Here is a 25620-nt window from a genome sequence, read left to right as displayed (position 1 = left end):
GAGACTTGAGCCTGCCGGGGTTCTGTCTGGTCGGCAGGGCGCGGCCCTCCGACGGAAATGTCGAAGAGCACTCAGGTGGCGAGCGTGGCCTTGTTCACTTGGAAGTGCTGGGTGGTTTTCATGATGGGTGTCATTATCCGGTGAAGGCGATGGCTCTACGAGCAGTGGTGGCTTTCCGGCGGACTCGACGGGGCGCCTCGTCGCGCATGTGGATGCGCCGGCGCGCAGTTCAAGCGGGCGTCGCCCCCTGCGGCACCGCCTCGAGCGCGGGCTCGGACGACTTGACCGTCGTGTCGTGCCGCTCGTAGGTGCCGATGATCATGCCGCTGGCGATCGCGCGCGCCTCGAGCACCTCGATCAACGCGTCGCGGCCCGGCGCGTCGGGCACCGGCTCGTCGCCGCCGATCGCGAAGACCTGGAACGCGTAGCGGTGCAGACCGTGGCCGGGCGGCGGGTCGGGCGGGAGCCAGCTGTGCTGCAGGTACGAGTTGAGCCCCAGCGTCGAGGTCGCCGGCGTGTCCTCGTCGTCGGCCAGCGCGCCGCCGCGCAGTGCGGCTATCCTGACCGGCAGGCCGACCGCGATCGCATGCACCAGCGGATGCGGCGTCGGCGAATCGGCGTCCTCGACGATCAGCGCGACCGACGTCGCTCCTTCCGGCACGCCGGCCCAGTGCAGCGGCGGCGAGACGCCCTCGCCGTCGGCCGTGCAGGCCACCGGCAGCGGGCCGTGGTCGACGAACACGCCGCTGGTGACGGCGATCGTGCCGTGGCCGTCGCGCAGCGGCAGGCGATTGAACACGAGCTGGTCCAGGCCGGCGCGCTGGTCGCGCAGCGCGTGGCCGATGAAGTCGGGCAGTTTCTCGAGCATGGCGAAGTCTCTGTGAACGTATTGCGCTCATCCAGGCAAGCCACGTGCGCGAGCGTGGGCCCGCGACTTGCTGCCCACGCGGATCGTTTCTCCGGAGTGTCCCGATGCAGCAGAAGAACCTGTTCGAAGACGGCAGCCTGTCCCGGCCTGCCGCGGCCGCGCTGGCCGCCAGCGCGCTCGTCGCACCGGCGCTGGCCTCGCTGGGCGACCGGCCGTCGCGTTCGCTCTCGACCAAGGTCTGGTACGCCCTGCTGCGCAAGCCGCGCTTCAATCCGCCCAAGGCGGTGTTTCCGATCGTTTGGACGGCGCTCGACGGCGCGCTGGCCGTCGGGGCCTACCGCCTGGCGCGCCAGCCGTCGACGCCGCAGCGCAATCGCGCGCTGGCCTTGTTCGCGGCCAACGTCGCGATGATCACCGGCTGGACCCGGCTGTTCTTCGGACGGCACAACCTGGGCGCCGCTGCAGTGGGCTCCGCGGCGATCGCCGCGACCGCCACGGCCTACGTCGCCGCGGCGCGCCCGGTCGACAAGCCCGCCGCCGCCACCGGCGTCCCGCTGGTCGCCTGGGTCGCGTTCGCCACCGTGCTGAGCACGGCGGTCTGGAAGATGAACCGGCGCTAGCGCGTCAGTACAGGGCGCGGGCGATGGCCGCGAAGATCATCCCCATGCCGACGATGCTGAGCGCCCACACGGCCGTGCGAGCGACCGGAATGCCGATCATGTAGATCGGGATGTAGACGACCCGGGCCCAGAAGAAGATGCGCGCGCCGAGCTCGACTTCGGGGCTCGTGACGCCGGCGGCGCTGGCCACCAGCACCAGCGCGGTGAACAGCACCATGTTGTCGAGCATGTTCCTGGCGGCGCGCTCGGTGCGGGCGGGAAAGCCGGTGCATTCCTCCTGCTTGTCCCGGTTGCCCAGCGCCGCCAGCAGGCCCGACGGCTTCCACATCTTCGACCTGACCATGGCGGCCGTCAGGATCAGCGCCCAGTTGATCACGACCAGTTCGGCCAGGATCATCAACGTCTTGGTCATCGTGGTGCTCGGCAGTTGAGAGGCGGCCAGCATAACGCGCTCAGGCCTGCCAGACGCCATAGCCCGCCTCGCGCAGCCCGATGGCCAGTTCCACCTCCATCTCGCGCGCGGCCTCGTAGGGCATCGGGTTGTAGACGGCGTAGAGCGCGGGCAGCAGGCGCAGCCCGTACTTGAAGACGAAGCGGTTGGACTGGATGCCGGCCTTGTGCTTGTCGAAGCGCAGGTCGGGGTCGAGGCCGGTCATGCCGACGTAGACGCAGGGTCGGCCCAGCGCGTGGTCGGGATTGGCCTTGCGGAACGACGGCTCGTTCCAGACGCGGTCGTCGAGCAGCACCACGTACACGTGATGGCTCTGGCGGGGCGGGCGTCGGGTGGGCATCGGGACGTGGCGATTGTCGCCGCCTCGTCCCGTCAGGTCGCGAGCGAGGCCCGGAAAGCGAAAAGGGCCGACGTTCGTCGACCCTTCTCGTTCGCAACCAGGGAGGGCGCCCCCCCTAGTTTGCAAGCAACGGCATCATCCGGCCAGACGGCCGGAGGACTGCTTAGTTGCCGCCCTTCTTGTCAGCCGACTTTTCCGGATCCACCGCGGCGGAAGCGGCGTGGTGCGGCTTCTTCGCCTTCTTGGCCTTCATGTGCTTGGCCGGGGCCGAGGCAGCGTCGGCGGCGGGGGTCGCGCCTTGGGCGAACGAAACGGCCGCGAAGGAAGAGAGCAGGGCGGCAACGATGAAGGTCTTGGTCATTTCAGGAATTCCGGTTCAGACGAGATTCGTTTTGGCTCCGACTCTCTCGAGAGCGGGTCCGGCATCGACCGGACTTGGACACACAACGGCAGTCGCGTGGGGGCGGTTGACACGTGGTCCGCAAAATACTCGGCTCCGTATCGATCGCCGAATCGCGCCTGGATCGGGACCCCTTCTCCTGTGGAAACCCGCGGTTGCCGCACTTTGTCCGGCACCGCGCGGATCTGTCATCTGGCTTGGCGCATACTGTCAATCTCTACAGCAGGAGCGGCGATGGACAACACCCGGGTCTTCAAGTGGCAGAACTACGAGCTGCTCTGCAGTGCCAAGCCGGTGGACGCCGGCCGCTTCGCCCCGAATCTGATCATCTCCAAGCAGGTCTGGCCGACGCGTCCGCGCGAGATCGCCGTACCGCGCGGCCAGCACACCACGGAGGACACCGCGATCGACGCGGCCTACACCGAGGGCCTGGCCTGGATCCGCAACTACGGCTGACGCCTCATTTCAGCGCCGCGAGCACGTCGGCGGTGCGGCGCACCCGGCCCAGGCGGGGGAAGATCTTCTCGAACGAGTTCGCGTGCGTGCCGGCGTCGGGGCCGCTGGTGGCGTCCTCCACGAAGACGATGTCGTAGCCCAGCTCCCAGGCGTTGCGCGCGGTCGATTCCACGCCGATCGAGGTCGCGATGCCGGCCAGCACGATCGTCCTGATGCCGCGGCGGCGCAGCTGCAGGTCGAGCTCGGTGCCGTGGAACGCGCCCCACTGGCGCTTCAGGATGTGGATGTCGCCGGGCTGCGCGGGCAGTTCCGGGGTGTCGTCCAGCCAGTTGGCCGGTGGCGCGCCGGGCGGGTTGGGAGCGTCGACGGTGGCCTTGAGCGCGTCGCCGCCATCGGCCGAGAATCCCACCTTCACCAGCACCACCGGCGCCTTCGCGGCGCGGAAGGCCGCGGCCAGCGGCACCGCGTTGGCGAGCACGGCCGCCGAGTCGTAGGGCGCCTTCGCGTACGGAACAATGCCTTGCTGGAGATCGATCAGCACCAGGGCGGTGGTGGCGGCATCCAGGCTCAAGGGGTTTGACAGGGACATGATGGAATTCCGGAATAACATGAGGACATCCTCATTTCAAAGTTTATGAGGAAACACTCATAAATGTCCAACGCCCTTCCCGATCCAGGGGATTCCGCCGCCGCCGAGGCGGCCGTCGACGACGATGCCGCCGCATCGGCGCGCACGCCGCGCCGCGCGCGCGGACAACTGCGCGTCGAGGCCTTGCTCGCGGCCGCGGCCGAGGTGTTCGCCGTCAAGGGCTTCGACGCCGCGACGATGACCGAGATCGCCGCGCAGTCGGAGTCGTCCATCGGCTCGCTGTACCAGTTCTTCCGCACCAAGGAGGCCGTGGCCGACGCGCTGCTGCGCGAGCAGGTCGACGCGCTGTGGCTGCGGCTGGACGGCCTGGCCGAGCGCGCGCCCGCGCTCGCCACGCCGGACCTGGCGCACACGCTGGCCGTCTGCTTCGTCGAGTTCCGCGCCGACCATCCGGCGTTCGCGACGCTCGTGGAGCGCCCGGGCCCGCCGTCGCCGCTGGTGGTGGGCGTGCGGCGCAAGGTGCGCGAGCGCGTCGAGGCGATCCTGCAGCGCCACGCGCCGCACGCCGACCGCAAGACGCTGCACGCGATGGCACCGGTCGTTCAGCACGTGATGAAGTCGGCGGTGCAGTTGCGCGGCGATCTCGAGGGCGCCGAGCTCAAGGCCGCGGCGCGCGAGCTCGACGCGATGCTGGTGGGCTACCTGGTCGCCAAGCTGCAGCCCTGACCGCTCACCCCATCTGTTGCAGCACGTCGCGCACGCGATCCAGCGCCGGGTCGATGTCGGCCGCCGCGATCACGCCGAAGCCCAGCATCAGGCCGTCGCGCGGCGGCTGGAAGCGGTAGAAGCCGGCCAGCGGATACAGCCCGACGTCGACGCGGCGCGCCAGGTTGAGCAGCGTGGGCATGTCGATGGCGCGGCGCGCGAGCGCCGCCATGTGGAAGCCGGCGACCGTGGGCACCAGCTCGAACCAGGGCGCGAGGTCGTCCGCGAAGCGCGCCCGCAGCCGCTCGCGACGCTCGGCGTAGGCTGCGTGGCAGCGGCGGATGTGGCGCTGCAGGTCGCCGTCGGCCATGAACTTCGCCAGCGCGACCTGCGTCTGCGTGGGCGTGTGCCAGTCGACGAGGTGCTTCATGTTGGCGACGGCCTCCGCCACCGCCGGCGGCGCGATCACGTAGCCCAGGCGCAGCGACGGCGACACCGTCTTCGAGAACGAGCCGACCAGCGCGACGTTGCCGCTGTCGTCCATGCCTTGCAGCGAGTCGGTCGGCCGGCCTTCGTAGCGGAACTCGCTGTCGTAGTCGTCCTCGACGACGATCGCGCCGATCTCGCCGGCCCGCGCCAGCAGCGCGCGCCGGCGCTGCTCGCTCATGGGCATGCCGAGCGGGAACTGGTGCGACGGCGTCACGTAGACCAGGCGCGCGTCGGCGGGAATCGCGTCGACGACGATGCCCTCGGCATCGACCGGCACGCCCACCAGGCGCGCGCCGTTGGCGCCCAGGATCAGCTGCGCCTGCGGGTAGCCGGGATCCTCGACCGCGGCGGTGCTGCCGGGCTCGACCAGCACGCGCGCCAGCAGCGCCAGCGCCTGCTGCGCGCCGTTGGTCACGACGACCTGCTGCGGCCTGCAGCGCACCCCGCGCGCGAAGCCGACGTGGCGCGCGATCGCCTCGCGCAGCTCGGGCTGTCCCTCGGCCGGGCCGTAGAGCGCGCGGGTGCGGGCGTTCTCGCGCAGCGCATGCAGCGTGCAGCGGCGCCAGTCGGCATGCGGGAACAGCTCGATCGCCGGCGAGCCGCCGATGAACTCGTAGCGCGCGCTGCCGGCCGCCGGCGGATGGCGCAGCGGCAGCGCCAGCGTGCGCCACTTCTCGACCGCCGCGTGGCTCGCGAGCGGGCGCGCGGGCGCGAGCGTCACGCGCGCGGGCACCTGCGGCGCGACGAAGGTGCCGACGCCGACGCGGCCCACGAGCAGCTTCTCGAAGGTCAGGCGCGCGTAGACCTCGGACACCGTCTTGCGCGAGATCCCCAGGCGCTCGGCGAGCAGGCGCGACGGCGGCAACTGCTCGTCGGCGGCCAGCCGTCCGGTGCGGATGGCGTCGTGCAGCTGTCGGTAAAGCTGGCCCGACAGATCCTTGTCGCCGGTGATCACGACGTGCAGTTCCATGGCGCCATTCTCGGGGCTGTCGGGCATCGCCGCGGCAGTGGTCACCTCGTCTTGTCCGGAATTGGCCGCCCGCAGCGGGCCCCGGCGCTCCTACGATTCGTGCACACCTCAACGAACCAGGAGCACGCCATGGAACCCCGTCTCGACCTCTACAAGGCCTCCCCCGATGCGACCAAGGCCATGCTGGCCTTCTCGGCCGCCACCGAGAAGCTGGGCCTCGAAAAGCCGCTGCTCGAGCTTGTCAAGCTGCGCGCCTCGCAGATCAACGGTTGCGCCTTCTGCGTCGACATGCACTCGGCCGATGCCCGCAAGGGCGGCGAGACCGAGCGCCGGCTCTACGCGCTGTCGGCCTGGCACGAGACGCCGTTCTTCACGCCGCGCGAACGCGCCGCGCTCGCGTGGACGGAGGCCGTCACGCTGATCTCGACCAGCCACGCCCCCGACGACGTCCACGCCGCGCTCGACGCGCAGTTCACGCAGAAGGAGCAGATGGACCTGACGCTGGCGATCTCGATGATCAACTGCTGGAACCGGCTGGCCATCGCGTTCCGCAAGATGCCCGACGCCTGAAGGTACGCCTCTTGCCGATCCCCGCCGTGGGCGCGCGGGCGCGTGCCCCTCACGCGGGGAGCGACGATGCTGCTGGAAGGATCCTGTCATTGCGGATCGGTGACGTACACGGTGACGGCGCACGAGCCGGTGCCGTTCATGCGCTGCTACTGCTCGATCTGCCGCAAGACCGCCGGCACGGGCGGCTACGCCATCAACCTGGGCGCCGACCACCGCACGCTGAAGGTCAAGGGCGGGGAGCACCTGTCCGTCTACCAGGCCAGGCTGGAGGACGGCCACGCCAGCACCGGCCAGCGCCACTTCTGCAAGCACTGCGGCACCGCGCTGTGGCTCTACGATCCGACCTGGCCGGAGCTGGTGCACCCGCATGCCGGCGCGGTCGACACCGAGCTGCCCAAGGCGCCCGACGTCACGCACATGATGCTGGAGTTCAAGCCCGAATGGGTCGACGCGCACGTGCGTCCGGCCGATGAGTTCTTCGACGACTATCCCAAGGAATCGCTGGCCGACTGGCACCGGCGGCACCACCTGGAAAGCTAGGCGGTCTCGAACACCTGCGGATACGTTCGGGCGTAGAAGCCGTCGACCTGTTCGTGGTCGAGCGCCATGAACGCTCGAAAGCCCGGGATGAGGAAGAAGCCCAGCGCCGACGCGATGCTGGCCAGTCCGAAGCCGAGGTAGACGGCGCGCAGGCTCCAGTGCACCAGTGCCAGGCCCGCGATGGCCGGGCCCAGCGTCTGCGACACCTGCGTCGTCATGATCGCCGCCGCCGACATGCGCGCGCGGAACGCGAGCGGGCGCGCGAGCATGCGGTGCGTCTTGCCGACCAGGTTCGTCGCCGCGCTCGCGAAGCCCATCAGCGCGAACATCGCGACGAGCACGTGGCGATCGCTTGTCCAGCCCGCGATCGCGCAGCCCACGCCGATCAGCGCCGCGCTGGTCACGCGCGTCGCGAAGCGGCCCTGCGCCCGCGTCCACCAGGTCGCCGGCCCGAGCGAGCCCACGAGCAGGCCCAGCGACAGCGCCGCCTCGCACCAGCCCAGCCACGCGGCCGACAGCCCGAGCGACTGCACCTTCAGCGGCACCAGCATCGTCACGCAGGGCATCATCACCAGCGCGGCGACGAAGTTGCAGAGCACCCAGCCGCGCTCGATCGGAATGGCCCAGTTGACGCGCAGGCCGACGCGGAACTCGGTGGCCCAGGCGCGCCGCGGCGGCGGCGCGACGGTGGTGTCGGGCCGCGGCAGCCGCGTGGCCAGCAACGCGGCGGCGAACAGCAGCAGCGCGCCCAGCCACAGCGTCCAGGCGGTGCCGACCGCGGCCAGCACGGCGCCGGCGATGGCGGGCCCGACCAGCCGGCCGGCGGCCTGCGCCGACTGCTGCAGCCCGAGCGCCTGCGACAGCCCGGCGGGCGGTACGAGTTCGGTGACGATGCTGTTGGTGGCCGGCTGCACCAGCGCGTTGGCCAGCACGGCGATCGCCGCGATGGCGACGACCACGTCGAGCCGGTAGTGCGACCACGAGGCGAACGCGGCCATCGCGGCGCCGGAAATGCCGAAGCCCAGCAGGCCGACGACCATCAGGCTGCGCTTCGAATGGCGGTCGACGAACGGCGACAGCAGCGGCAGCGCGACGAAGCCCATCGCCGCGGCCAGCACGCCGTAGACCGCCAGGTCGTGCGCGCCGCCGGACTGCGCGATCCACCACGGCAGCGCCACGGCCCCCACCATCATCGACAGCAGCGTCAGCGCGTCGCTCCACAGGAGCCAGTGAAAGGACGTGCCCGGCAGCGGGCTCTTGAACGGGAAGGTCACGCGCATCCCGACATGCTACCGGCCGCGTTCGGCGGCCGGGCCGTTGCCGCTCAGGCGCAGGCCAGCGCTTCCGGCTCGTCGGCGCGGGCGAAGAACTTGAAGCCGCGGATGTGGGCGATCAGCGCCGCCTCGTCGTAGGGCTTGCCCATCACGAGACCGACGCCCAGGCGCATCGCCTCGTCGCGGTGGCGATCCTCGGCGGACGTGATCATCACCAGCGGGATCTGCTGCGTGCGCGCATTGCCGCGCAGCGCGCTGACCAGGCCGAAGCCGTCCATGCCGGGCATGTCGACATCGGTGATCACGAGGTCGGGGCAGCAGTTCTCGAGTTGCTTCAACGCGTCGATGCCGTCGACCGCGGTGACGACCTGGAAGCCGTGCGAGGCCAGCAGGCGGCTGGACTTCACGCGCACCATCTTCGAATCGTCGACCAGCATGACCAGCGTCTGCTCGACGGTCTTGAGCACGGTCGGCACGGGCTTGCGCGGCGCGACCGCGGCCGGACGAACCAGGGGCGTGGTCTTCTCGACGAGGGCCGGGGCGGGCGCGGCGGCGGCCGGCCTGGGCAGGATGGGCGTCGTGCGCTCGACCCTCGGCAGGCGATTGGCGGGCAGCGTCGACGCGAGCTCGGCCGCGGCCTTCGCGGCCTCGGCGGCGCGGCGCTCGGCCTCGACGCGGGCGACGTTCTGCGCCTTCTGGATCGCGGCCTTGCGGCGCGCGGCCTCGGCCGCGATCACGCGTTCGGCCTTGGCGCGCGCGGTGGCGCGCGCGGCCTCGACATCGGCGGCGGCGTTGGCATTGGCGGGCGGTGCGGCGACCGGGGCGCGGCCTTCGGCCACGCCCTGGCGCGCGGCGGCGAGCGCCGTGCGCGTCGCGGTCTCGCGAGCGGCCTGGGTGTCTGCGGAACGGCGGCGGACGACCACTCGCCAGGCCGCGAAGCCGGCGGCGAAGGCGACGATGAGCGCGAGGAAAAGGGTGGTCATGAGCAACGGCGCCGGAAGTGCTTTTCGGATGCCATGAGGATAGAGGCAATGGGGCCTGCTGATCCGTGGAAACACCGATGCAATCCGAGCCAGTTCGTGAAGTCGGCCACGCCAATCCGTCCGGTGACGCGAGGCCCTGCGCACGCCGCTCAAATCACGTGTTCGGGGGTGTGATTTCCGTCACGGCCGCGGCCCCATCGAGCGCGCGCCACGTGAGGTACAGCCGCGTATCGAACTCGATCTGGTGATAGTCCGCCAGCATGTGCTCGCACAGCGCGTAGAAGGCCTTGTCGTGCTCGCGCACCTTCAGATGCGCAAGCTCGTGCACGACGATCATCTGCAGCATGTCGGCGGGCGCGTCCTTGAACAGCGCCGCCACGCGGATCTCGCGCTTGGCCTTCAACTGCCCGCCCTGCACGCGCGAGACCGCCGTCAGCGTGCCGAGCGCGCGCTGGTCGACCTGCAGCCGGTCGTCGTAGGCCACCTTGGACAGCAGCGGCGCGTTGCGCAGGTAGCGCTGCTTGAGCGCCATCGCGTGCTCGTACAGCGCGCCGTCGTTGCGCACGTCGTGGCGTTCGGGATAGCGGCGCGCGAGGTAGTCGCCGAGCCTGCCTTGCGCGATCAGGTCGCGCACCTGGTCGAGTGTGGACGCCGGATAGCCCCCGAGGAAGCGCAGGTCGTCGCTCATGGTCGCGGCAGCGCGAGGATCTCGGCCTCGCGTTCGGCGGACAGCGTCGCGACGGGGCGTGCGGCGGCGAGGTCGTCGGCGTCGGGCGTCCAGGCGAGCGTGTCGGCGATGGTCGCGCGCGCGTCCCGCGTGCGCAGGCCCGCGGCGCGGGCGCGCGAGAGGTCGGCCAGCAGCATGCCGCCGAACGCCGGGTCGGACTCGGGGAGCCACAGCGGCAAGCCCGTCCACGGCGCGACATCGAGCGCGAGCAGCGTCTCGTCGGACAGCCACGTGAAGCGCGCGTCGCTGGCGGAGACATCGCGGCAGATCTCGAGCAGTTCGCGCATCGGCATCCGCGGGCCGACCGCGTTGAACGTGCCCGCGGTCCGCGCTTCGGCCAGGTCGACGCACCACGCCGCGAGGTCGCACGCGTCGATGAACTGCACCGGGCGCTCGGGGCGTCCCGGTGCCAGCACCTCGCCGCCGCGCACGACGCGGCGCGGCCAGTAGTCGAAGCGACCGGTGGGATCGTGCGGGCCGACGATCAGCCCGGGCCGCACGATCGCCGCCTGGCCGGGGCGGGCGGCGAGCAAGGCCTCCTCGGCGCGGGCCTTGAGCGCGCCGTAGCCCTCGTGGCCCGCGGCCAGCGGGGCGGTCTCGTCGTAGAGCCTGTCCGGCGCGAAGCCGGCATAGGCCGAGATCGACGACACGAACACGGTGTGGCCCGCGCCGTCGCCCAGCGCCGTCGTCGAACGCACGACCTGCTCGGGCGTGTAGCCGCTGCAGTCGATCGTGGCGTCGAACACGCGGCCTTGCAGCGCGCGCATGTCGCCATCGCGATCGCCGACGAGGCGCTCGACCTCGGGAAACAGCGCCGTGCCATGGCGGCCACGATTGAGCAGCGTGACGCGGTGGCCGCGCGCCAGCGCCGCCGCGACGACGTGGCGGCCGAGAAAGATCGTGCCGCCGAGGACGAGCAGGTTCATCCGCCCGATTTCATCACACGGCTCAGAGGCTCGGGAACCAGTGCGGGACGTGGTCGATCGCATCGCCCAGCGAGCCGATCACGCCATGCGCGCGCGCCGCGACGTCGTCCGGCGGCTGCTTCAGGTCGGGCACGATCACGACGCGCACGCCCGCGGACTGTGCGGCGCGCGCGCCGTTCTCGCTGTCCTCGAACGCGATGCAATCCTCGGGTGCCACGCCCAGCCGCGCCGCGGCGAGCAGGTAGAGCGCGGGATCGGGCTTGCCGTGCGTGACCTCGTTGCCGCCGGCGATGCACTTGAAGTACTTCAGCACGTCGACATGGCCCAGCCGATGGCGGATCTCGTCGACGCTGGACGACGACGCGACCGCGCACGGGATGCCCGCGGCATGCAGCGATTCGAGCAGCGGCAGCGCGCCCGTCTTGAGCGGAAACACCGGCGCGCCGCCGGCCTGCGGCAGCAGCGCGCGCGCCTTCGCGGCGACGGCGCGCATGCGCTCCTCGCTGCCCATGATCTCGATCAGCATGGCCGTCGACTGCTGCGCCGCCGTGCCGATCACGCGCACGAAGTCGGCCATCTTCAGGTCGAACCCGAGCTCGCGCGCGCCGGCGATCCACGCCTGCGAGATCGCGCGCTCGGAGTCGATCAGCAGGCCATCCATGTCGAAGATGGCCGCCTTGAAATGGCCGGCCCGGATCACTGCATGTGCCAGCCGTGGCTCACGGTGATCGACTGGCCCGTCAGCGCATTGGTCGGGAACGCCGCGAGGAACACCGCCAGCTGCGCGACGTCCTGCACCGTCGTGAACTCGCCGTCCACGGTGTCCTTGAGCATCACGTTCTTGACGACGTCGGCCTCGCTGATGCCCAGCGCCTTCGATTGCTCGGGGATCTGCTTTTCCACCAGCGGCGTGCGCACGAAGCCCGGGCAGATGACGTTGGCGCGGATCTTGTCCTTGGCGCCTTCCTTGGCCACCGTCTTGGCCAGGCCGATCAGGCCGTGCTTGGCGGTGACGTAGGCCGACTTCAGCGGCGAGGCCTCGTGCGAGTGCACCGAGCCCATGTAGATGATGGAGCCGCCCTTGCCCTGCTTGATCATCGCGCGCATCGCGGCGCGCGTGGTCAGGAAGGCGCCGTCGGCGTGGATGGCCATCAGCTTCTTCCAGTCCTCGTACTTGAAGTCGACGATGGGGCTGATGATCTGGATGCCGGCGTTGGAGATCAGCACGTCGACGCCGCCGAACTGCTCGACCACCTTCGCGGTGGCGGCGTCGACCGCCGCCTCGTCGGTGACGTTCATCTCGACGGCCATCGCCTTGCCGCCGCTCTTGTTGATCTCGTCGGCGGTGGCCTGCGCCGCGGCCAGCATCAGGTCGGCGATCACGACCTTGGCGCCTTCCTTGGCGTACTCGAGCGCGATTTCCTTGCCGATGCCGCTGGCCGAGCCGGTGATGATGGCGACCTTGTCCTTGAGTTGCATGGTGTTCTCCTGTGGAATGAGTGGTTAGGCCAGGTAGTCGTGGGCGACGGTGCCCAGCGGCAGGCAGAGGTCGGCGATGACGTGCACCGTCGACCGGATCTCCAGCACCGGCAGGTCGGCGATCGGCGCCAGCGCGTGGTGGCGCAGGTCGAGGCCCCCGGGGCCGGTCCAGGCGCCCTTGACGGTGACGTCGGTGAGCGAGTACTTGACCAGCTCGCAGATGCGCGGCGTGCCGTCGACGTGCGGGATGATCTTGAGCAGGAACGCCGGCGCCTCGAGCGCGGCCTTGGCCACGTCGTGGTCCATGTGCTTGTGCTTGAAGCCCATGGTGCCGGTGGCGATGCGGAACTCGCTGTAGTCGAGCGTGCCCATCAGCGTGTCGGTGTGCACGCGCAGTTCGGGCTTGCCGAGCTTCTTCGGAAAGCCCCACAGCTCGCGGCCGGCGGCGATCGGCGGGTGGTCATCGAGGAACATCGACAGCACGAAGCCGCCGTGCTCGCCGTTCAACGTGACGGGGATCACCTGGCCCGACTCGGTGTAGTCGCCGAAGCCGGTGGAGTCGGGCATGCGGATGAACTCGAACTTCACCACCGGCTCGGCGAGCTGCAGCGGCGCCGGGATCAGCGCGCGCAAAGCGTCCGGGTCGGTGCGGTACGAGATGATCAGGTACTCGCGGTTGACGAAGCGGTACGGCCCGGGCGGGAACGCCGGGTTGTGCAGCGGCATCGCAAAGGCGCGCTGGCGCACCTCGTCTTCGGTCATGGCTTGCTTTCGGCGTTGCGGTGCAGCATTTCTAACAGACTCTGCTGAAGAGTCGATGTCGGAAGCCTTCTTCACCCACGAGCAAGGGGAATCGCGGTGACGGCCTGCAACTGGTCGAACGTCAGCCCCTCGACCATGTCGACGAGCGTCGCGCCCCGCGGCCCGACGTCGATGACCGCGAGATCGGTGTAGACGCGGCTGACGCAGGCCAGGCCGGTCAGCGGATAGGTGCAGCGCTCGACCAGCTTGCTCTCGCCGGCCTTGGTCAGGTGCTCCATCATCACGAAGGTGCGCCTGGCGCCGATCGCGAGATCCATCGCGCCGCCGACGGCCGGGATCGCGCCCTCGGCGCCGGTGTGCCAGTTGGCGAGGTCGCCGTGCGCCGACACCTGGAAGGCGCCGAGCACGCAGATGTCGAGGTGCCCGCCGCGCATCATCGCGAAGCTGTCGGCGTGGTGGAAGAACGAGCCGCCGGGCAGCAGCGTCACCGGCTGCTTGCCGGCGTTGGTGAGGTCGAAGTCCTCGTGGCCGGGCGCGGGCGCCGGGCCCATGCCGATGATGCCGTTCTCGCTTTGCAGGATCACCTCGCGCCCGGCCGGCAGGTGGTTGGCGATCAGCGTGGGCAGGCCGATGCCGAGGTTGACGACGCTGCCGTCGGCGATGTCCTGGGCGACGCGCGCGGCCATCTGGTCGCGGGTCCAGCGCGGAAGATTGTTCATGTCATGCCGCCTTGAAGCCGGCGCCGCGCGTCGCGGTGCGGGGAATCCTGACCACGCGCTGCACGAACAGGCCCTGCGTGACGACGGCCTCGGGGTCGAGCGCGCCCAGTTCGACGACCTCGTGCACCGTCGCGACCGTGCATTTCGCGGCCATCGCCATGACCGGCCCGAAGTTGCGGGCGGTCATGCGGTAGGTGAGGTTGCCCCAGCGGTCGCCGCGTTCGGCCTTGATCAGCGCGACGTCCGCGTGGATCGCGTATTCCAGCACCTGCATCTTGCCGTCGATCTCGCGCGTCTCCTTGCCTTCGGCCAGGATGGTGCCGTAGCCGGTGGGCGTGAAGAACGCGCCGATGCCGGCGCCCGCGGCGCGGATGCGTTCGGCGAGGTTGCCCTGCGGCACCAGTTCCAGCTCGATCTTGCCCTCGCGATACAGCTTGTCGAAGTGCCAGGAGTCGACCTGGCGCGGGAAGCTGCAGATGATCTTGCGCACCCGGCCGGCGGCCAGCAGCGCGGCCAGGCCGGTGTCGCCGTTGCCGGCGTTGTTGTTGACGACGACCAGATCGCGCGCGCCCTGGTCCAACAGCGCGGCGATCAGTTCGTCGGGCAGGCCGGCGGTGCCGAAGCCGCCGATCATCACGGTCGACCCGTCCTTCACGTCCGCGAGGGCCGCCGCCGCGCTTTCAACGATCTTGTCGATCATCGGTCTTGCCACCTCGTCAGTTGGACTGCAATCTACCAAACGGGCCCCGACCCTGGGGCGGAGTGCGGCTCTGGCGTCTGCCGGAGGCCACGAGCGTGCGAAATGACCGCCGATTGGCTCCGGAAGTCACTCGCGCGGCTCCGAAATGCCGGACCATCCGTACGTAGCTCGACGTTGGCGGCTTATGGCAAGACAGTTGTCGCCCTTCCGTGTGAGACTGCTCGGCAGTGCGGGGCTCGGCCCGCACCGGACGCACCCAGAGGCGCCCGAGACAGACATAACGATCTCGGAGACTCTTTCACAAATGCCCATCCGCTCGACTTCCCGGCTGTCCGCGCTGCTGCTGCTGCTGGGCGCGACGACCGCGTTTGCCGACACCGTCGTGCCGCCGCCGGCGTGGCCCTCGATCAAGGATTCGCCCGTCGCGCTGGCCGCCGATCCGGTGCGCCCGCTGCTGATGGGATCGCTGCGCGTGACGCTGGACGCCTCGCCGCTGGCCGACGTGCGCCAGGCCATCGGCGTCGGCGTGAGCCAGCGCCAGGGCAAGGGCACCGATTCGCTCGACTGGCTCTGCTACACCGTCTCCGACGCGTCGCCGATGCAGCGCCTGTGGCTGACGTCCAGCGAGCTGGCGCGCGGCCGCGTCGACGCGGTCGTCGCCGCCGACCTGCCCGCCGGCGCCGGGCCGACGCCGCAATGCCCCGACCTGCCGGCGAAGTTCAAGCCCGTGCGCTTCGACGACGGCCTGTGGCTGGGCGGGATGAGCGCCGAGCTGCGCAAGGCGCTGGGCGTCCCGGTCAAGCCTGGCCCCAATTTCTCCAGCCTGTTCCAGAGCCAGGTCGGCGGGCTGCAGATGGTCAGCTCGACGGTCATCGAGTTCCGCGGCACCCGGGCGGTGTCGCTGCACGTGGCGCACTCGACGCAAAACTAGCGCCGGGCCGACTGAAGGCCCTTTCCTCGTCTTTTCGCGCTTTCGCGGTCAGCCCATATACGGGATGCTCGTAGGTGACGGCTGGTCCGGGCGCAGGCCCGGACCGTCGATTCCCACAAAAGACGAGACGATGATCCGAACCCCTTCCGCCACGGCTCCTCGCCGACGCGCCGCGCGCTGGCGCGCCGCGGTCGCGCTCGCCACGTCGGCATGGCTGGCCCCGGCCGGGGCCGCCGACACGCTGCGCATCGCGGCGTCGCGGGCGCCGGTGTCGTTGCCGTTGTACGTCGCGCAGCAGCGCGGCTTCTTCGCGGACGAGCGCCTCGAGGTCGCGATCACCGACTGCATCGGCGGCACGCGCTGCCTGCGCCAGCTGCTCGACGACCAGGCCGACCTGGCCACGACCTCGGAGATGCCCGTCGTCCTGCACGCCTTCGCGCAGCCGGACGTCGCGATCGTCGCGACGATCGCGCACGCCAGCGACAACCTCAAGCTGATCGCGCGCAAGGCCGGCGGCGTGAGGACGAGCGAGCAACTGACCGGCCGCAAGGTGGGCGTGACCGCCGGCACCGCGGCGCAATACCTGCTCGAGACGCACCTGCTCGACGTCGGCGTCGACCCGCAGCACGTCACGATGGTGCCGCTGCAGGCCGAGGACACGGTGGCGGCGCTGCGCTCGGGCCGCATCGACGCGGTCGCGGTGTGGGAGCCGTTCGGCTACGCCGCGCTGCACGGCGACGATGCCGTCGGCGTGCGGCTGCCGCTGGGCGGGGGCTACATCGAGAGCTACAACCTGGTCGCGCGCCGCGCGCTGTTCAGTCGCGACGACGAGCTCGTGCGCCTGCTGCGCGCGGTCGAGCGCGCGGAGCAGTTCATCCAGGCCCGGCCGGCCGAGGCGCAGGCGATCCTGCGCGAGCAGTTGAAGCTCGACCAGCACTTCGTCGACTGGGTCTGGGGCGGACTCGGCTTTCGGCTGTCGCTGGACCAGGCCCTGGTCAGCACGATGGAGGGCGAGATCCGATGGGCGCAGCGCGAGGGCCATGTCGCCGCCGGCGCGCGGCCCAACGTGCTGACGCTGATCCATGCGGGGCCGCTGAAGACGGTCAAGCCGGCCGCGGTCGGAACGGGCAGCTAGGCCGACGCCATGCGCATCCGCAACCAGCTCCTCGCGTTCGTCACGGCGTCGGTGTGCACCGGCATCCTGGCCGCGGCGATCGTGTTCGCGGCGGGCCGGCGCGAGGACGCGGCCGGCGACGCGCAGGCGCGCGCGCAGGTGACCGAGCACGAGGTCGCGGGCCTGCTCGCGCTGACGCAGGAGGTCGCGCGCTACGCCGAGCCGCGCGCGGCCGAGCAGTGGCGTCTGCGCCATGCGGCGATCGCCGCGGCGCTGGCCGACGACGCCCGCGTCGGCAACAGCCCGGCGCTGGTGGAGCTGCGCGACGTCACGCAGGCGCTGCCCGCGCTGTTCACGCGCCTGGAGGAACTGCCGTCCAACGGCGACGCCTTCACCGCGCGCCGCAAGGAGGCGTTGCTCGACCAGCTGCTGACGAACACGCAGTCCATGAGCGACTACGCCTACCAGTGGTTCCAGGATTCGGTCGAACAGCGCCGGGCCGCGGAGAGCGAGTTCCGCTGGATCGCGCTGGCCGTGCCCTGCGTGATGCTGCTGATGCTGCTGGCCAGCGCCATCGTGGTGCTCCGGCGCGTGCTGCTGCCGATGCAGCGCCTGGACCGCGCCGCCGCCGCCATCCGCCGCGGCGACATGACCTTCCGTCTCGGCAACACCACGCACGACGAGTTCGGCGACCTGTCGCGCGAGTTCGACGCGATGACCGCGGCCCTGATCGCCAGCGACCAGCAGCGCGACCGCTCCGAGCAGCAGCTGCGCGACATCACCGACAACCTGCCCGCGCTCGTGGCCTACATCGACCGCGGGTACGCCTACCAGTTCGCCAACGAGAAGTACCGCGAGTGGCTGGGCATCGATCCGTTCAGCATGGTGAGCCGCCGCGTGCCCGAGGTGCTCGGCGAGGACATCTTCAGCGTGATGTTGGGCAAGATGGACAAGGCGCTGGCCGGCGAACGCGTGCAATGGGAGCGCAGCGTCTGGCGCGACGGCGTCGAGCGCCACCTGCTGGTCGAATACATCCCCGACGTCGCGCCCGGCGGCACGGTGCGCGGCTTCTACGCGCTGTCGGTGGACATCACCGAGCGCCGCGGTGCCGAGCTCGAGATCGCTCGCAGCGAGCAGCGCATGGCCGACCTCACCAACGCGATCCCGGCGATGGTCGGCTACTTCGACATGGCGGAGACCTGCCTCTACGCCAACGACGCCGGCCTGCGCTCGCTGGGCGTCGAGCGCGCGCGCATCCCCGGCATCAGCATGCGCGAGGCGCTCGGCGAGACGGTCTACGCCCAGCACGAGCCCTACGTGCGCGAGGCCTTGCAGGGCCGCCGCGCGCGCCTCGATGGCAAGGTCGAATTCGCCGGCCGCGCCGCGCACTTCCAGGCCCACATGATCCCGGACCGCAGCGACGCCGACGCACAGCGCGGCTTCTACCTGATGACCTTCGACATCACCGCGCTGAAGGAGGCCGAGGCGCGGCGCGCGAAGCTCGAGGGCCAGCTGCGCGCGATCACGGACAACCTGCCGGTGGCCATCACCTATCTCGACGACCAGCAGCGCTACCGCTTCGTCAACCGCACCGGCCTGGAATGGCTTTGCCGCCCGGCCGACGAAGTGATCGGCCAGCGCATCGGCGACCTCCTGCGGCCCGTCGCCTACGAGCGCCGGCGCGAGAACATCGAGACCGGCCTGACCGGCAAGCGCGTCACGTTCGAGGCGGAGTCGATCACCGGCGACGTCACGCGCATCCTGCATTACGTCTACATCCCCGACATCGAGTCCGACGGCCGCGTGGCCGGCCTGTACGGCCTGGCCACCGACGTCTCGGCGCTGAAGAACGTCGAGAAGCAGCTGGGCCTGCTGGTGCGCTCGGACGTGCTGACCGGCGTGGCCAACCGCTACAGCTTCAACGAGACCTTCCCGCTCGCGCTGTCGCGGGCGCGCCGCGCGATGAGCGGGCTGGCGCTGATGTATCTCGACATCGACCACTTCAAGAGCATCAACGACACGCTGGGCCACGCCGCCGGCGACGAGGTGCTGAAGGCGTTCGCGAAGCGGCTGCAGCAGAGCGTGCGCACCACCGACACGGTCGCGCGCCTGGGCGGCGACGAGTTCGTGATCGTGCTCGAGGGCGTCAACGACCCGGACGAGCCGCAGATCGTCGCGCGCAAGATCGTGGCCAACGTCACGAGTCCGTTGACGGTCGAGGGCCGCTCGCTGACGCTCACGACGAGCATCGGCATCGCGTTCCGCCGCGCCATCGTGTCCGCCGACGCGGCCACCGCCGAGGCGATGATCGGCCGCGCAGACGCCGCGCTCTACGCCGCCAAGAAGGCCGGCCGCAACACCTGGCGCGTGATGGCCGACGACGTCCTGATCGAAGAGAAGGGGCTGGCATGAGCGCGCCGCCGCGCCTCTCCGCCCGCGCGCGCGTGACGCGGCGCGCGCTCGCGGGCGCGGCGTGGACGCTCGCCTGGACGCTGGTCTGGGGCTGCATGCTGATGATGTTCGCGAACCGCGCGCATGCGGCGCCGCTGACGCTGGCCGTGTCGACCGGGCCGGTCTCGCTGCCGATCTACGTGGCCCAGGCGCGCGGCTTCTTCAAGGACGAGGGGCTGGACCTGCGCCTGCGCGAATGCAGCAGCGGCCGCGAGTGCTACCAGTGGCTGGCCGACGGCAAGGTCGACATCGCGACCGCCGCCGAGCTGCTCGTGGCCACCGGCAGCTCGGCGCATCGCGAGCTCGCGATCATCGCGACGATCAGCGCGTCCTCCTACCAGATCAAGCTGGTGGCGCGCCGCAGCGCCAAGATCGCCGAGGCGCCGCAGATCCGCGGCAAGCGCATCGGCACGGTGCCGGGCAGCTCGGCGCAATACTTCCTGGACAACTGGCTGGTCTACAACGACATCGACCCGGGCTCGGTGACGGTCGTCGGCCTGCCGCCGGACAAGCTCACGCCGGCGCTGCTGGCGCGCGACGTCGACGCCATCGCGATCTGGGAGCCGCTCGCGTCGACGGCCGCGCTGGCACTCGGCGGCGACGCCGTCACGTTCGCCAGTCCGCGCGTCTACACGCAGCACTTCAACCTCGTCGGTGCGCGGCCGGTGCTGCAGCGGCGCGAGGACGATGTCGCGCGCCTGCTGCGCGCGCTGCTGCACGCGCAGCACGTCATCCAGTCCGAGCCCGAGCTGGCGCGCGCGCTGCTGGCCGAACGGCTGCACCTGCCCCCGGCGCTCACCGCGACGGCGATGGAGAACGAGGACTACCGCGTCCGCCTCGACCAGTCGCTCGTGGCCACGATGCAGAGCGAGGCGCGCTGGGCCGCGCGCAACGCCGACGCGCCGGGCGCGGCCGTCGACGTGCTGCGCGCGATCGACGCGGTGCCGTTGCATCGGGTCGACGCCGCGGCAGTGGGGCTTGTCCAATGAGCGCCGCGACGTCCGTCGAAGAGACTCGCCGCCTGGCCGCATTGCGCGAACTGGGCGTGCTCGACACCTCGCCCGAAGCCGCGTTCGACACGATCACGCGCACCGCCGCGCAGCTGTGCGGCGTGCCGATCGCGCTCATCTCGCTGATCGACGCGCAGCGCCAGTGGTTCAAGTCCAACCTGGGCCTGGCGGGCGTGACGGAGACGCCGCGCGACGTCGCGTTCTGCGACCACGCGATCCGCGACGAGGCGCTGTTCGAGGTGCCCGACGCGACGCTCGACGCGCGCTTCGCGGCCAATCCGCTGGTCACCGGCGACCCCGACATCCGTTTCTACGCCGGTGCGCCGATCACTCTGCCGGGCGGCGAGCGCATCGGCACGGTCTGCGTGATCGACCGCACGCCGCACCGGCTCGACGCCCACCAGCGCGCGATGCTGGTGAGCCTGGCCACGATCGTCGGCGCGATGCTGACGCAGCGCCGCCAGCTGCTGGCCGCAACGAGCCAGTTGGCCGACAGCGAGCTGCGCGTGCGCCGCCTGTACGAGGCCACGCCGGCGATCCTGCATTCGATGGGGTCGGACGGCCGCCTCCTCCACGTCAGCGACCGCTGGCTCGCGCTGATGGGCTACGAGCGCCACGAGGTGGTCGGCCGCGCGTCGCTGGACTTCCTCACGCCGGCCTCGCAGGCGCACGCCCGCGACGTCGTGCTGCCCGCCTTCTTCCGCAACGGGTTCTGCGACCGCGTCGAGTACCAGTTCGTGCGGCGCGACGGCTCGCTGATCGACGTGCTGCTGTCGGCGGTGCTGGAGCGCGGCGATGCCGGCGTCGGCGCGCGCTCGCTGGCGGTGCTGGAGGACGTGACGGCCACCAAGGCGCTGCAGAAGGAACTGGGCCGCACGCACGCGCACCTAGACGCGGTGGTCGACAACATGCCCGCGCTCGCCGGCTACTGGGATCGCGACGCCGTCACCCGCTTCGTCAACCGCGACTTCCAGGCCGCCGTGGGCCTGCCCACCGACCGCCTGATCGGGAGTCGACTGGGCGAGATCCTGTCCGCCATCGACGCCGTCGGCTACGCCGCGCTCGAGCCGCACGTCGAGGCCGTGCTGGGCGGGCGCCGGCAGGAATTCGAGTGGCCGATGCTGACCACGTCCGGCCTGCGCCAGCTGCGCGTGACGCTGGTGCCGGCGCGGCCCTTCGACGACGAGGTCGACGGCTTCTACGGCACCTGGTTCGACATCACCGGCATGAAGTCGCTCGAGCTGCGCCAGCGCAGCAGCGAGCAGCGCTACCGCCTGCTGTTCGACCACCTCGCCAGCGGCCACGCGCTGCACACGATCGAGGTCGACGCGGCCGGCACGCCGGTCAACTATCGCTTCGTCGCGATGAACGCGGCGTTCAGCGCGATGCTGGGCATCGACGCGGCGACGTCGGTGGGCGCGCGCGCGACCGACGTCTTCCCGGCCATCGCCGGCGACCCCGCGGACTGGATCGGCCGCTTCGGCCGCGTCGCCCTGACCGGCGAGCCCGTGCGCTTCGAGCAGCTCGGCGCGTCGGGCCGCTGGTGGGACATCGTCGCCTACCGTCCGGCCCCGGGGCAGTTCGCGGTGATCGCGCAGGACATCTCCGAGCGCAAGCGGCTGGAGGCCGAAGTGACCGAGCTGCGCGCGCGGCTGGCCGAGCGCTGAACCGGCCTCGCCGCGAAGGGTTTGCACCGGTTCGCGGCGCGTGCATTCGCGGTCCACTCGACTTCCCATCATCGGAGCATCGAGGAGACCGCCATGAAGACCACCGCTCTCGTCCTGCTCGCCGCCGCGGCGGCCCTGGCCTGCGCCGGCGCGCGCGCCGACGTCTTTCCGAAGGAGTCGCTGATCAGGAACGATCGCCACGACGTCGCCGGCGGCCACGGCACCGTCTACGGCGAGTATGCGTTCACGCGCGACAAGGCGCTCAAGGACCAGGCCATCAAGGAAGTCAGCTGGCTTCGCCTGGAGCCGGGCGACTCGATCGGCTACCACCCGCACGTCACCAACGAGGACGTCTACGTGATCGTCTCGGGCGAGGGCGTGTTCAAGGACAAGGACGGCAAGGACAAGCCCGTCAAGGCCGGCGACGTCGCCATCGTGCGCAAGGGCGAGTCGCACGGCATCGCCAACACCGGCAAGGTGCCGCTGGTCTTCGTGGACGTCATCGCGGAGCAGTAGGACGTCACGCCATCCGCTCGACGAGGTGCGCCCGGTTCGCGGGCGGCTCGTAGGGCTCCGGCCAGTACTCGACGATGCGCCGCACGCGGCCGTCGACAGTCTCGAAGAACGAGATCGCGCGCGCCCGCAGCACGCTGTCGGTGATGCCGACATCGGAGACGGCGTCGCGCTCGTCGCCGACGATGCGGTGGATCGCGAAATCCCAGCGCCCATGCGCCGGGTACTCCGCGTTCACGCGCACGAAGCGCTCGGCGCCGCGGATGCGCTCCTTCGTCTGCGGCCACTCGAGCACGAAGTCGGGCGCGAGCACCGTCGCGACGGCGGCGAAGTCGTTGCTCTGCATCAGCGTCCAGAACTGGCGGACGATGTCCACCGCGGTGCTCGTCATGGGGCCATCCCTATACTGGCGGTCAGCGATTCTGCATTGGAACGGAGCACTCGATGATTCGTTGGCAAGGGATGGCGCTCGGAGTCGTCGCGCTGGTCTTCGCGCAGGGCGGCGCGCTGGCGGCGGTCGCGCCCGAGGCGGCGCGGGACCTGGTGAAGAAGTCGGGCATGTGGCTCGAGATGGACTCGCTGGGCGGCCAGGTGCGCGCCGGCATGGCGGGCGCGCTGGCCCGCAATCCCGGCGCGCTGCCCGAGGCCACGAAGGCTCGCCTGCTGGGCTGCGCCGCGACGGCGTACGGCGCGGAGGCCCTGCGCGCGACCGCGACCGATGCGGTGGCCGGCGCGCTGCAGCCCGCGGACGTGCCGGTACTCGTCGCGTGGTACGACAGCGAGCTCGGCCACCGGATCGCGGCCCTGGAGCAGGCGTCGGCCGCGAAGGTGGCCGATCCCGCGGAACGCCTGCGTCGCGGCGAGCAGTTGCTGCAAGCCGCGTCGCCCGGGCGACGGGCTTCCCTGCAGGCGATGCTCGCCGAGACGCGCTCGGCCGACGTCATGGCCGACACCGCCATCGAGATGGCCATCGCGGTGCGCGAGGGCCTGGCCAGGGCCGATCCTTCGGCGACGCCCCGCGCGATCGCCGACATCAAGGCCGACCTGGACGCCAAGCGGCCGCAACTCGTGGCGCGCTACGCCCAGATGGGCCTGCCCGCCTACGCGTTCGCCTACGACGGGCTGGACGACGACGACCTCAAGCGCAACGTCGACTACCTCGCCAGCGCCGCGGCCAAGGCCTACAGCGACGCGTCGGTGCGCGGCGTCGCGCGGGCCTTGAACGACGCGTCGGTCGCGCTGGGCCGCTGCCTGAAGGACGCGGGCGCCGCCAAGGCGCCCTGACCTGCGTCGCGGCGACGCAAGCCGCCATCCAGGGGGCCGCGGCCGAGCGTGCGCACGACGCCCGGACGGAGCGCTGGCCACACACTGGGGGGTATCGGGCGAGAGACCCGCGACGGCGAGCGCATCGAGCTCCGGCGACCGACGCGGGACGCTAGTCGGCCTGCCGCCAGCCCGGCTGCGACTTGTTGAGCTCGTTCTGCTTCTTCAGCCACTCGTGCAGCGGACGGAAGTACTCGAGCAGCGCGCCGGCGTCGAGGTGATCCGTGCCCGTCATGCGCTGAAGCGTGAGCTGCGCCGGCGCCGACTGGCCCGCCTCCAGCATCGCCTTGAGCTTCGCGCCCGCGGGCTTGCTGCCGTAGAACGTGCAGCGGTTGAGCGGGCCGCTGTAGCCGCTCGCGGCGCACATCGCCTTGTAGAACTGGAACTGGTAGAGCGTCGCCAGGTAATAGCGCGCGTACGGCACGTTGCCGGCGATGTGGTACTTCGCGCCCGGGTCGAAGTCGGCCTCGCTGCGCGCGACCGGCGCCGCGACGCCCTGGTACTGCTCGCGCAGCGCCCACCAGGCCTTGTTGTAGTCGGCCGGCTTGACCTGGCCGGAGAAGACCTCCCAGCGCCACTTGTCGATCAGCAGGCCGAACGGCAGGAACGCCACCTTGTCGAGCGCGGTGCGCAGCTGCAGCGGGATGTCGGCCTCGGCGGGCGGCAGCTCGTCGATCAGGCCGATCTGCTTGAGGTAGGGCGGCGTGACGGCCAGCGCCACCGAGTCGCCGATGGCCTCGTGGAAGCCATCGTCGGCGCCGGCGCGGAACAGGTACGGCTGCGGCACGTAGGCCCGTCCGTACATCAGGTGGCCTTCCTCGTGGTGCACCGTCGTGAAGTCGTCGGCGTCGACCTTGATGCACATCTTGATGCGCAGGTCCTTCGGGTCGCTGAAGCCGTACCAGGCACTCGCATGGCAGACGGCGTCGCGATCGCGCGGGCGCACGAACTGCGAGCGTTCCCAGAACGTGGCGGGCAGCGGATCGAAGCCGATCGATGTGTAGAAGCGCTCGGCGTAGGCGGCCATCGCCTTGCCGGCGACGATGTCGGCGGCATGCGCGGCGTCGCTGCTCGGGTCGGCCGTGGGCGAGAACGCGAGCGCGGCGTCGGGATGCTGGGCCACGATCTGCTTCTTCAGCGCGCCCTCGAGGTCGATCATCCGCACGTTGGCGAACGCCGGGTCGGTGGGCTGCACGATGTCGTAGACGTTGCCCCACTCCTGCGCCCACGGGTTGCCGAGCAGGTGGGCGGGGATCATGCCGTCGGGGCGTTGCGCAGCCGCGCCGTACTTCTGGATCAGCTTGAAGCGGACGTAGGCGTGCAGCTCCTTGTACAACGGCTGAAGCTGCTGCCAGGTGGCCTCGAGCTCGGCCGAGAACTGCGCCGGCGTCATGTCGTAGCCCGCGCGCCAGAGGTCGCCCGTGTCCTTGAAGCCGAACTCGCGCGCGCCCTGGTTGGACAGCTCGACGAGCCGCGCGTACTTGTCGCGCATTGGCGGGGCGATCGCGTGCCAGCCGGTCCACAGGTCCAGCAGCTCCTTGGGGTCGCGCGACCTGGCCATGCGCACGCCGATGTCCTCGATGCCCAGGCAGTTCGTCGTGTCGCCCTTGAGGCAGTACTTGCCCTTGCCGTACATGCCTTCCAGCGCGAGCGAGGTCTGCGCGAGCTCGGCCACCAGCTTCGGGTCGGTGGGACTGCCGTTCAGATCGAGCAGCTTGAACTTGCGCGCCAGCGCGGGCGGCAGCGCGAGCTTGTCGAAGCGGCGGCCCGCGATGACGAACTCGTTGATCTTCAGGCTCTCGCGCTCGCGCGACTTGGACGCCGCGTAGTCCGTGTCGTCGTTGATGTCGGTCTGGCTCATCCAGCCCGCGTGCACGCTCTCCACGTCCAGCGCGGCCAGCTCGGCCTCGACCTTGTCCATGAATGCCTGCGCCTCGGCGACGGTAGGCGGCTTGGCCTTGGGCGGTACCGCGGACGCGGCCAGCGGCACGGCCGCGATCATGAACAGAAGACAGAGGCGAGACTGCATCGAAGAATCCTTTT

At 70.7% G+C, this 25620-nt stretch carries 29 protein-coding genes; 12 read left to right on the top strand and 17 right to left on the bottom strand.

The features are described 5' to 3' along the window. Positions 1-229 precede the first annotated feature (229 nt). Entirely contained in the window at positions 230-868 is a 639-nt protein-coding gene (locus LPC04_RS05355) for a YbhB/YbcL family Raf kinase inhibitor-like protein (RefSeq protein WP_275681148.1), read from the bottom strand. A 104-nt stretch (positions 869-972) separates the two neighbouring features. Here LPC04_RS05355 and LPC04_RS05350 point away from each other — a divergent pair, with 104 nt between their 5' ends. Beyond that, positions 973-1488 (top strand): TspO/MBR family protein, encoded by a 516-nt coding sequence (locus tag LPC04_RS05350; protein ID WP_275681147.1) that lies wholly within the window; start codon positions 973-975, stop codon positions 1486-1488. A gap of 4 nt (positions 1489-1492) precedes the next feature. Here the strand turns inward: LPC04_RS05350 and LPC04_RS05345 are convergent, their stop codons facing one another. From LPC04_RS05345 to LPC04_RS05335, 3 genes are all read right to left on the bottom strand, one after another. Next, positions 1493-1900, bottom strand: coding sequence for an MAPEG family protein (locus LPC04_RS05345; RefSeq protein ID WP_275681146.1), 408 nt, complete (start codon positions 1898-1900; stop codon positions 1493-1495). Positions 1901-1940: 40 nt separating this feature from the next. Continuing rightward, complete coding sequence (locus tag LPC04_RS05340) at positions 1941-2279, bottom strand: hypothetical protein (RefSeq protein ID WP_275681145.1); 339 nt, start codon at positions 2277-2279, stop codon at positions 1941-1943. A gap of 163 nt (positions 2280-2442) precedes the next feature. Continuing rightward, a complete protein-coding gene (locus LPC04_RS05335) occupies positions 2443-2640 on the bottom strand; it encodes a hypothetical protein (protein ID WP_275681144.1) in 198 nt (65 codons plus the stop codon). A gap of 273 nt (positions 2641-2913) precedes the next feature. On the opposite strand from LPC04_RS05335, the gene LPC04_RS05330 reads away from it, so the two are divergent. Further along, on the top strand, positions 2914-3135 hold the full coding sequence (locus LPC04_RS05330) for a hypothetical protein (RefSeq protein WP_275681143.1): 222 nt from the start codon (positions 2914-2916) through the stop codon (positions 3133-3135). A 4-nt stretch (positions 3136-3139) separates the two neighbouring features. Here LPC04_RS05330 and LPC04_RS05325 read toward each other — a convergent pair whose 3' ends face one another. After that, on the bottom strand, positions 3140-3724 hold the full coding sequence (locus LPC04_RS05325; protein ID WP_275681142.1) for a hydrolase: 585 nt from the start codon (positions 3722-3724) through the stop codon (positions 3140-3142). 63 nt (positions 3725-3787) lie between these two features. Between LPC04_RS05325 and LPC04_RS05320 the strand changes: the two genes are divergently transcribed. Next, positions 3788-4450, top strand: a complete 663-nt coding sequence (locus tag LPC04_RS05320) for a TetR/AcrR family transcriptional regulator (RefSeq protein ID WP_275681141.1) — start codon at positions 3788-3790, stop codon at positions 4448-4450. Positions 4451-4454: 4 nt separating this feature from the next. Here LPC04_RS05320 and pdxR read toward each other — a convergent pair whose 3' ends face one another. Further along, positions 4455-5888, bottom strand: a complete 1434-nt coding sequence (gene pdxR / locus LPC04_RS05315) for a MocR-like pyridoxine biosynthesis transcription factor PdxR (RefSeq protein WP_275681140.1) — start codon at positions 5886-5888, stop codon at positions 4455-4457. Positions 5889-6017: 129 nt separating this feature from the next. Between pdxR and LPC04_RS05310 the strand changes: the two genes are divergently transcribed. Together LPC04_RS05310 and LPC04_RS05305 are read left to right on the top strand one after the other, a co-directional pair. Then, the gene (locus tag LPC04_RS05310) at positions 6018-6458 is read left to right on the top strand and encodes a carboxymuconolactone decarboxylase family protein (protein WP_275681139.1); all 441 of its coding nucleotides are present in this window, start codon (positions 6018-6020) and stop codon (positions 6456-6458) included. 66 nt (positions 6459-6524) lie between these two features. Next, positions 6525-6998: a GFA family protein gene (locus tag LPC04_RS05305; RefSeq protein ID WP_275681138.1), complete on the top strand. Its 474-nt coding sequence runs from the start codon at positions 6525-6527 to the stop codon at positions 6996-6998. Here the strand turns inward: LPC04_RS05305 and LPC04_RS05300 are convergent. From LPC04_RS05300 to LPC04_RS05260, 9 genes are all read right to left on the bottom strand, one after another. Beyond that, positions 6995-8278: an MFS transporter gene (locus LPC04_RS05300; RefSeq protein ID WP_275681137.1), complete on the bottom strand. Its 1284-nt coding sequence runs from the start codon at positions 8276-8278 to the stop codon at positions 6995-6997. The genes LPC04_RS05305 and LPC04_RS05300 overlap by 4 nt on opposite strands. Before the next feature lie 44 nt (positions 8279-8322). After that, positions 8323-9255 carry a response regulator gene (locus tag LPC04_RS05295; RefSeq protein WP_275681136.1) on the bottom strand — a complete coding sequence of 311 codons (933 nt, stop codon included), beginning with the start codon at positions 9253-9255 and terminating at the stop codon, positions 8323-8325. A 154-nt stretch (positions 9256-9409) separates the two neighbouring features. Continuing rightward, positions 9410-9931: a YgjP-like metallopeptidase domain-containing protein gene (locus LPC04_RS05290; protein WP_275681924.1), complete on the bottom strand. Its 522-nt coding sequence runs from the start codon at positions 9929-9931 to the stop codon at positions 9410-9412. Positions 9932-9939: 8 nt separating this feature from the next. Next, positions 9940-10908 carry an NAD-dependent epimerase/dehydratase family protein gene (locus LPC04_RS05285; RefSeq protein ID WP_275681135.1) on the bottom strand — a complete coding sequence of 323 codons (969 nt, stop codon included), beginning with the start codon at positions 10906-10908 and terminating at the stop codon, positions 9940-9942. A gap of 22 nt (positions 10909-10930) precedes the next feature. Further along, complete coding sequence (locus LPC04_RS05280) at positions 10931-11605, bottom strand: HAD family hydrolase (protein ID WP_275681923.1); 675 nt, start codon at positions 11603-11605, stop codon at positions 10931-10933. After that, positions 11605-12387, bottom strand: a complete 783-nt coding sequence (locus LPC04_RS05275; protein WP_275681134.1) for a 3-hydroxybutyrate dehydrogenase — start codon at positions 12385-12387, stop codon at positions 11605-11607. Before LPC04_RS05275 ends, LPC04_RS05280 begins: the two co-directional genes overlap by 1 nt. Positions 12388-12411: 24 nt before the next feature. Continuing rightward, positions 12412-13149 carry an acetoacetate decarboxylase gene (locus tag LPC04_RS05270; protein ID WP_275681133.1) on the bottom strand — a complete coding sequence of 246 codons (738 nt, stop codon included), beginning with the start codon at positions 13147-13149 and terminating at the stop codon, positions 12412-12414. A gap of 71 nt (positions 13150-13220) precedes the next feature. Further along, positions 13221-13868, bottom strand: coding sequence for a 3-oxoacid CoA-transferase subunit B (locus tag LPC04_RS05265; RefSeq protein ID WP_275681132.1), 648 nt, complete (start codon positions 13866-13868; stop codon positions 13221-13223). 1 nt (position 13869) lies between these two features. Next, positions 13870-14568 carry a 3-oxoacid CoA-transferase subunit A gene (locus tag LPC04_RS05260; RefSeq protein ID WP_275681131.1) on the bottom strand — a complete coding sequence of 233 codons (699 nt, stop codon included), beginning with the start codon at positions 14566-14568 and terminating at the stop codon, positions 13870-13872. A gap of 304 nt (positions 14569-14872) precedes the next feature. On the opposite strand from LPC04_RS05260, the gene LPC04_RS05255 reads away from it, so the two are divergent. The 6 genes from LPC04_RS05255 to LPC04_RS05230 all read left to right on the top strand — a co-directional run bounded on the left by LPC04_RS05255 (position 14873) and on the right by LPC04_RS05230 (position 22257). Next, complete coding sequence (locus LPC04_RS05255) at positions 14873-15499, top strand: hypothetical protein (RefSeq protein WP_275681130.1); 627 nt, start codon at positions 14873-14875, stop codon at positions 15497-15499. Between the two features lie 130 nt (positions 15500-15629). Then, positions 15630-16634, top strand: coding sequence for an ABC transporter substrate-binding protein (locus tag LPC04_RS05250; protein ID WP_275681129.1), 1005 nt, complete (start codon positions 15630-15632; stop codon positions 16632-16634). Positions 16635-16643: 9 nt separating this feature from the next. Next, positions 16644-19025: a diguanylate cyclase domain-containing protein gene (locus LPC04_RS05245; RefSeq protein WP_275681128.1), complete on the top strand. Its 2382-nt coding sequence runs from the start codon at positions 16644-16646 to the stop codon at positions 19023-19025. Beyond that, positions 19022-20053 carry an ABC transporter substrate-binding protein gene (locus tag LPC04_RS05240; RefSeq protein ID WP_275681127.1) on the top strand — a complete coding sequence of 344 codons (1032 nt, stop codon included), beginning with the start codon at positions 19022-19024 and terminating at the stop codon, positions 20051-20053. The genes LPC04_RS05245 and LPC04_RS05240 overlap by 4 nt, the downstream gene beginning before the upstream one ends. After that, entirely contained in the window at positions 20050-21741 is a 1692-nt protein-coding gene (locus LPC04_RS05235; RefSeq protein ID WP_275681126.1) for a PAS domain-containing protein, read from the top strand. Before LPC04_RS05240 ends, LPC04_RS05235 begins: the two co-directional genes overlap by 4 nt. A gap of 93 nt (positions 21742-21834) precedes the next feature. After that, the gene (locus LPC04_RS05230) at positions 21835-22257 is read left to right on the top strand and encodes a cupin domain-containing protein (RefSeq protein ID WP_275681125.1); all 423 of its coding nucleotides are present in this window, start codon (positions 21835-21837) and stop codon (positions 22255-22257) included. A 4-nt stretch (positions 22258-22261) separates the two neighbouring features. Here the strand turns inward: LPC04_RS05230 and LPC04_RS05225 are convergent, their stop codons facing one another. Further along, complete coding sequence (locus LPC04_RS05225; protein ID WP_275681124.1) at positions 22262-22645, bottom strand: nuclear transport factor 2 family protein; 384 nt, start codon at positions 22643-22645, stop codon at positions 22262-22264. A 53-nt stretch (positions 22646-22698) separates the two neighbouring features. Here LPC04_RS05225 and LPC04_RS05220 point away from each other — a divergent pair, with 53 nt between their 5' ends. Beyond that, positions 22699-23538 (top strand): hypothetical protein, encoded by an 840-nt coding sequence (locus tag LPC04_RS05220; RefSeq protein ID WP_275681123.1) that lies wholly within the window; start codon positions 22699-22701, stop codon positions 23536-23538. A 151-nt stretch (positions 23539-23689) separates the two neighbouring features. On the opposite strand, the gene LPC04_RS05215 is transcribed toward LPC04_RS05220, so the two are convergent. Then, positions 23690-25606, bottom strand: coding sequence for a M2 family metallopeptidase (locus LPC04_RS05215; protein ID WP_275681122.1), 1917 nt, complete (start codon positions 25604-25606; stop codon positions 23690-23692). Positions 25607-25620 lie beyond the last annotated feature (14 nt).

Source organism: Scleromatobacter humisilvae (assembly GCF_023231945.1).
Lineage (GTDB): Bacteria > Pseudomonadota > Gammaproteobacteria > Burkholderiales > Burkholderiaceae_C > Scleromatobacter > Scleromatobacter humisilvae.
Note: the sequence above shows the minus strand (reverse complement) of the source record. Positions and strands in the feature narration are given on the sequence as shown.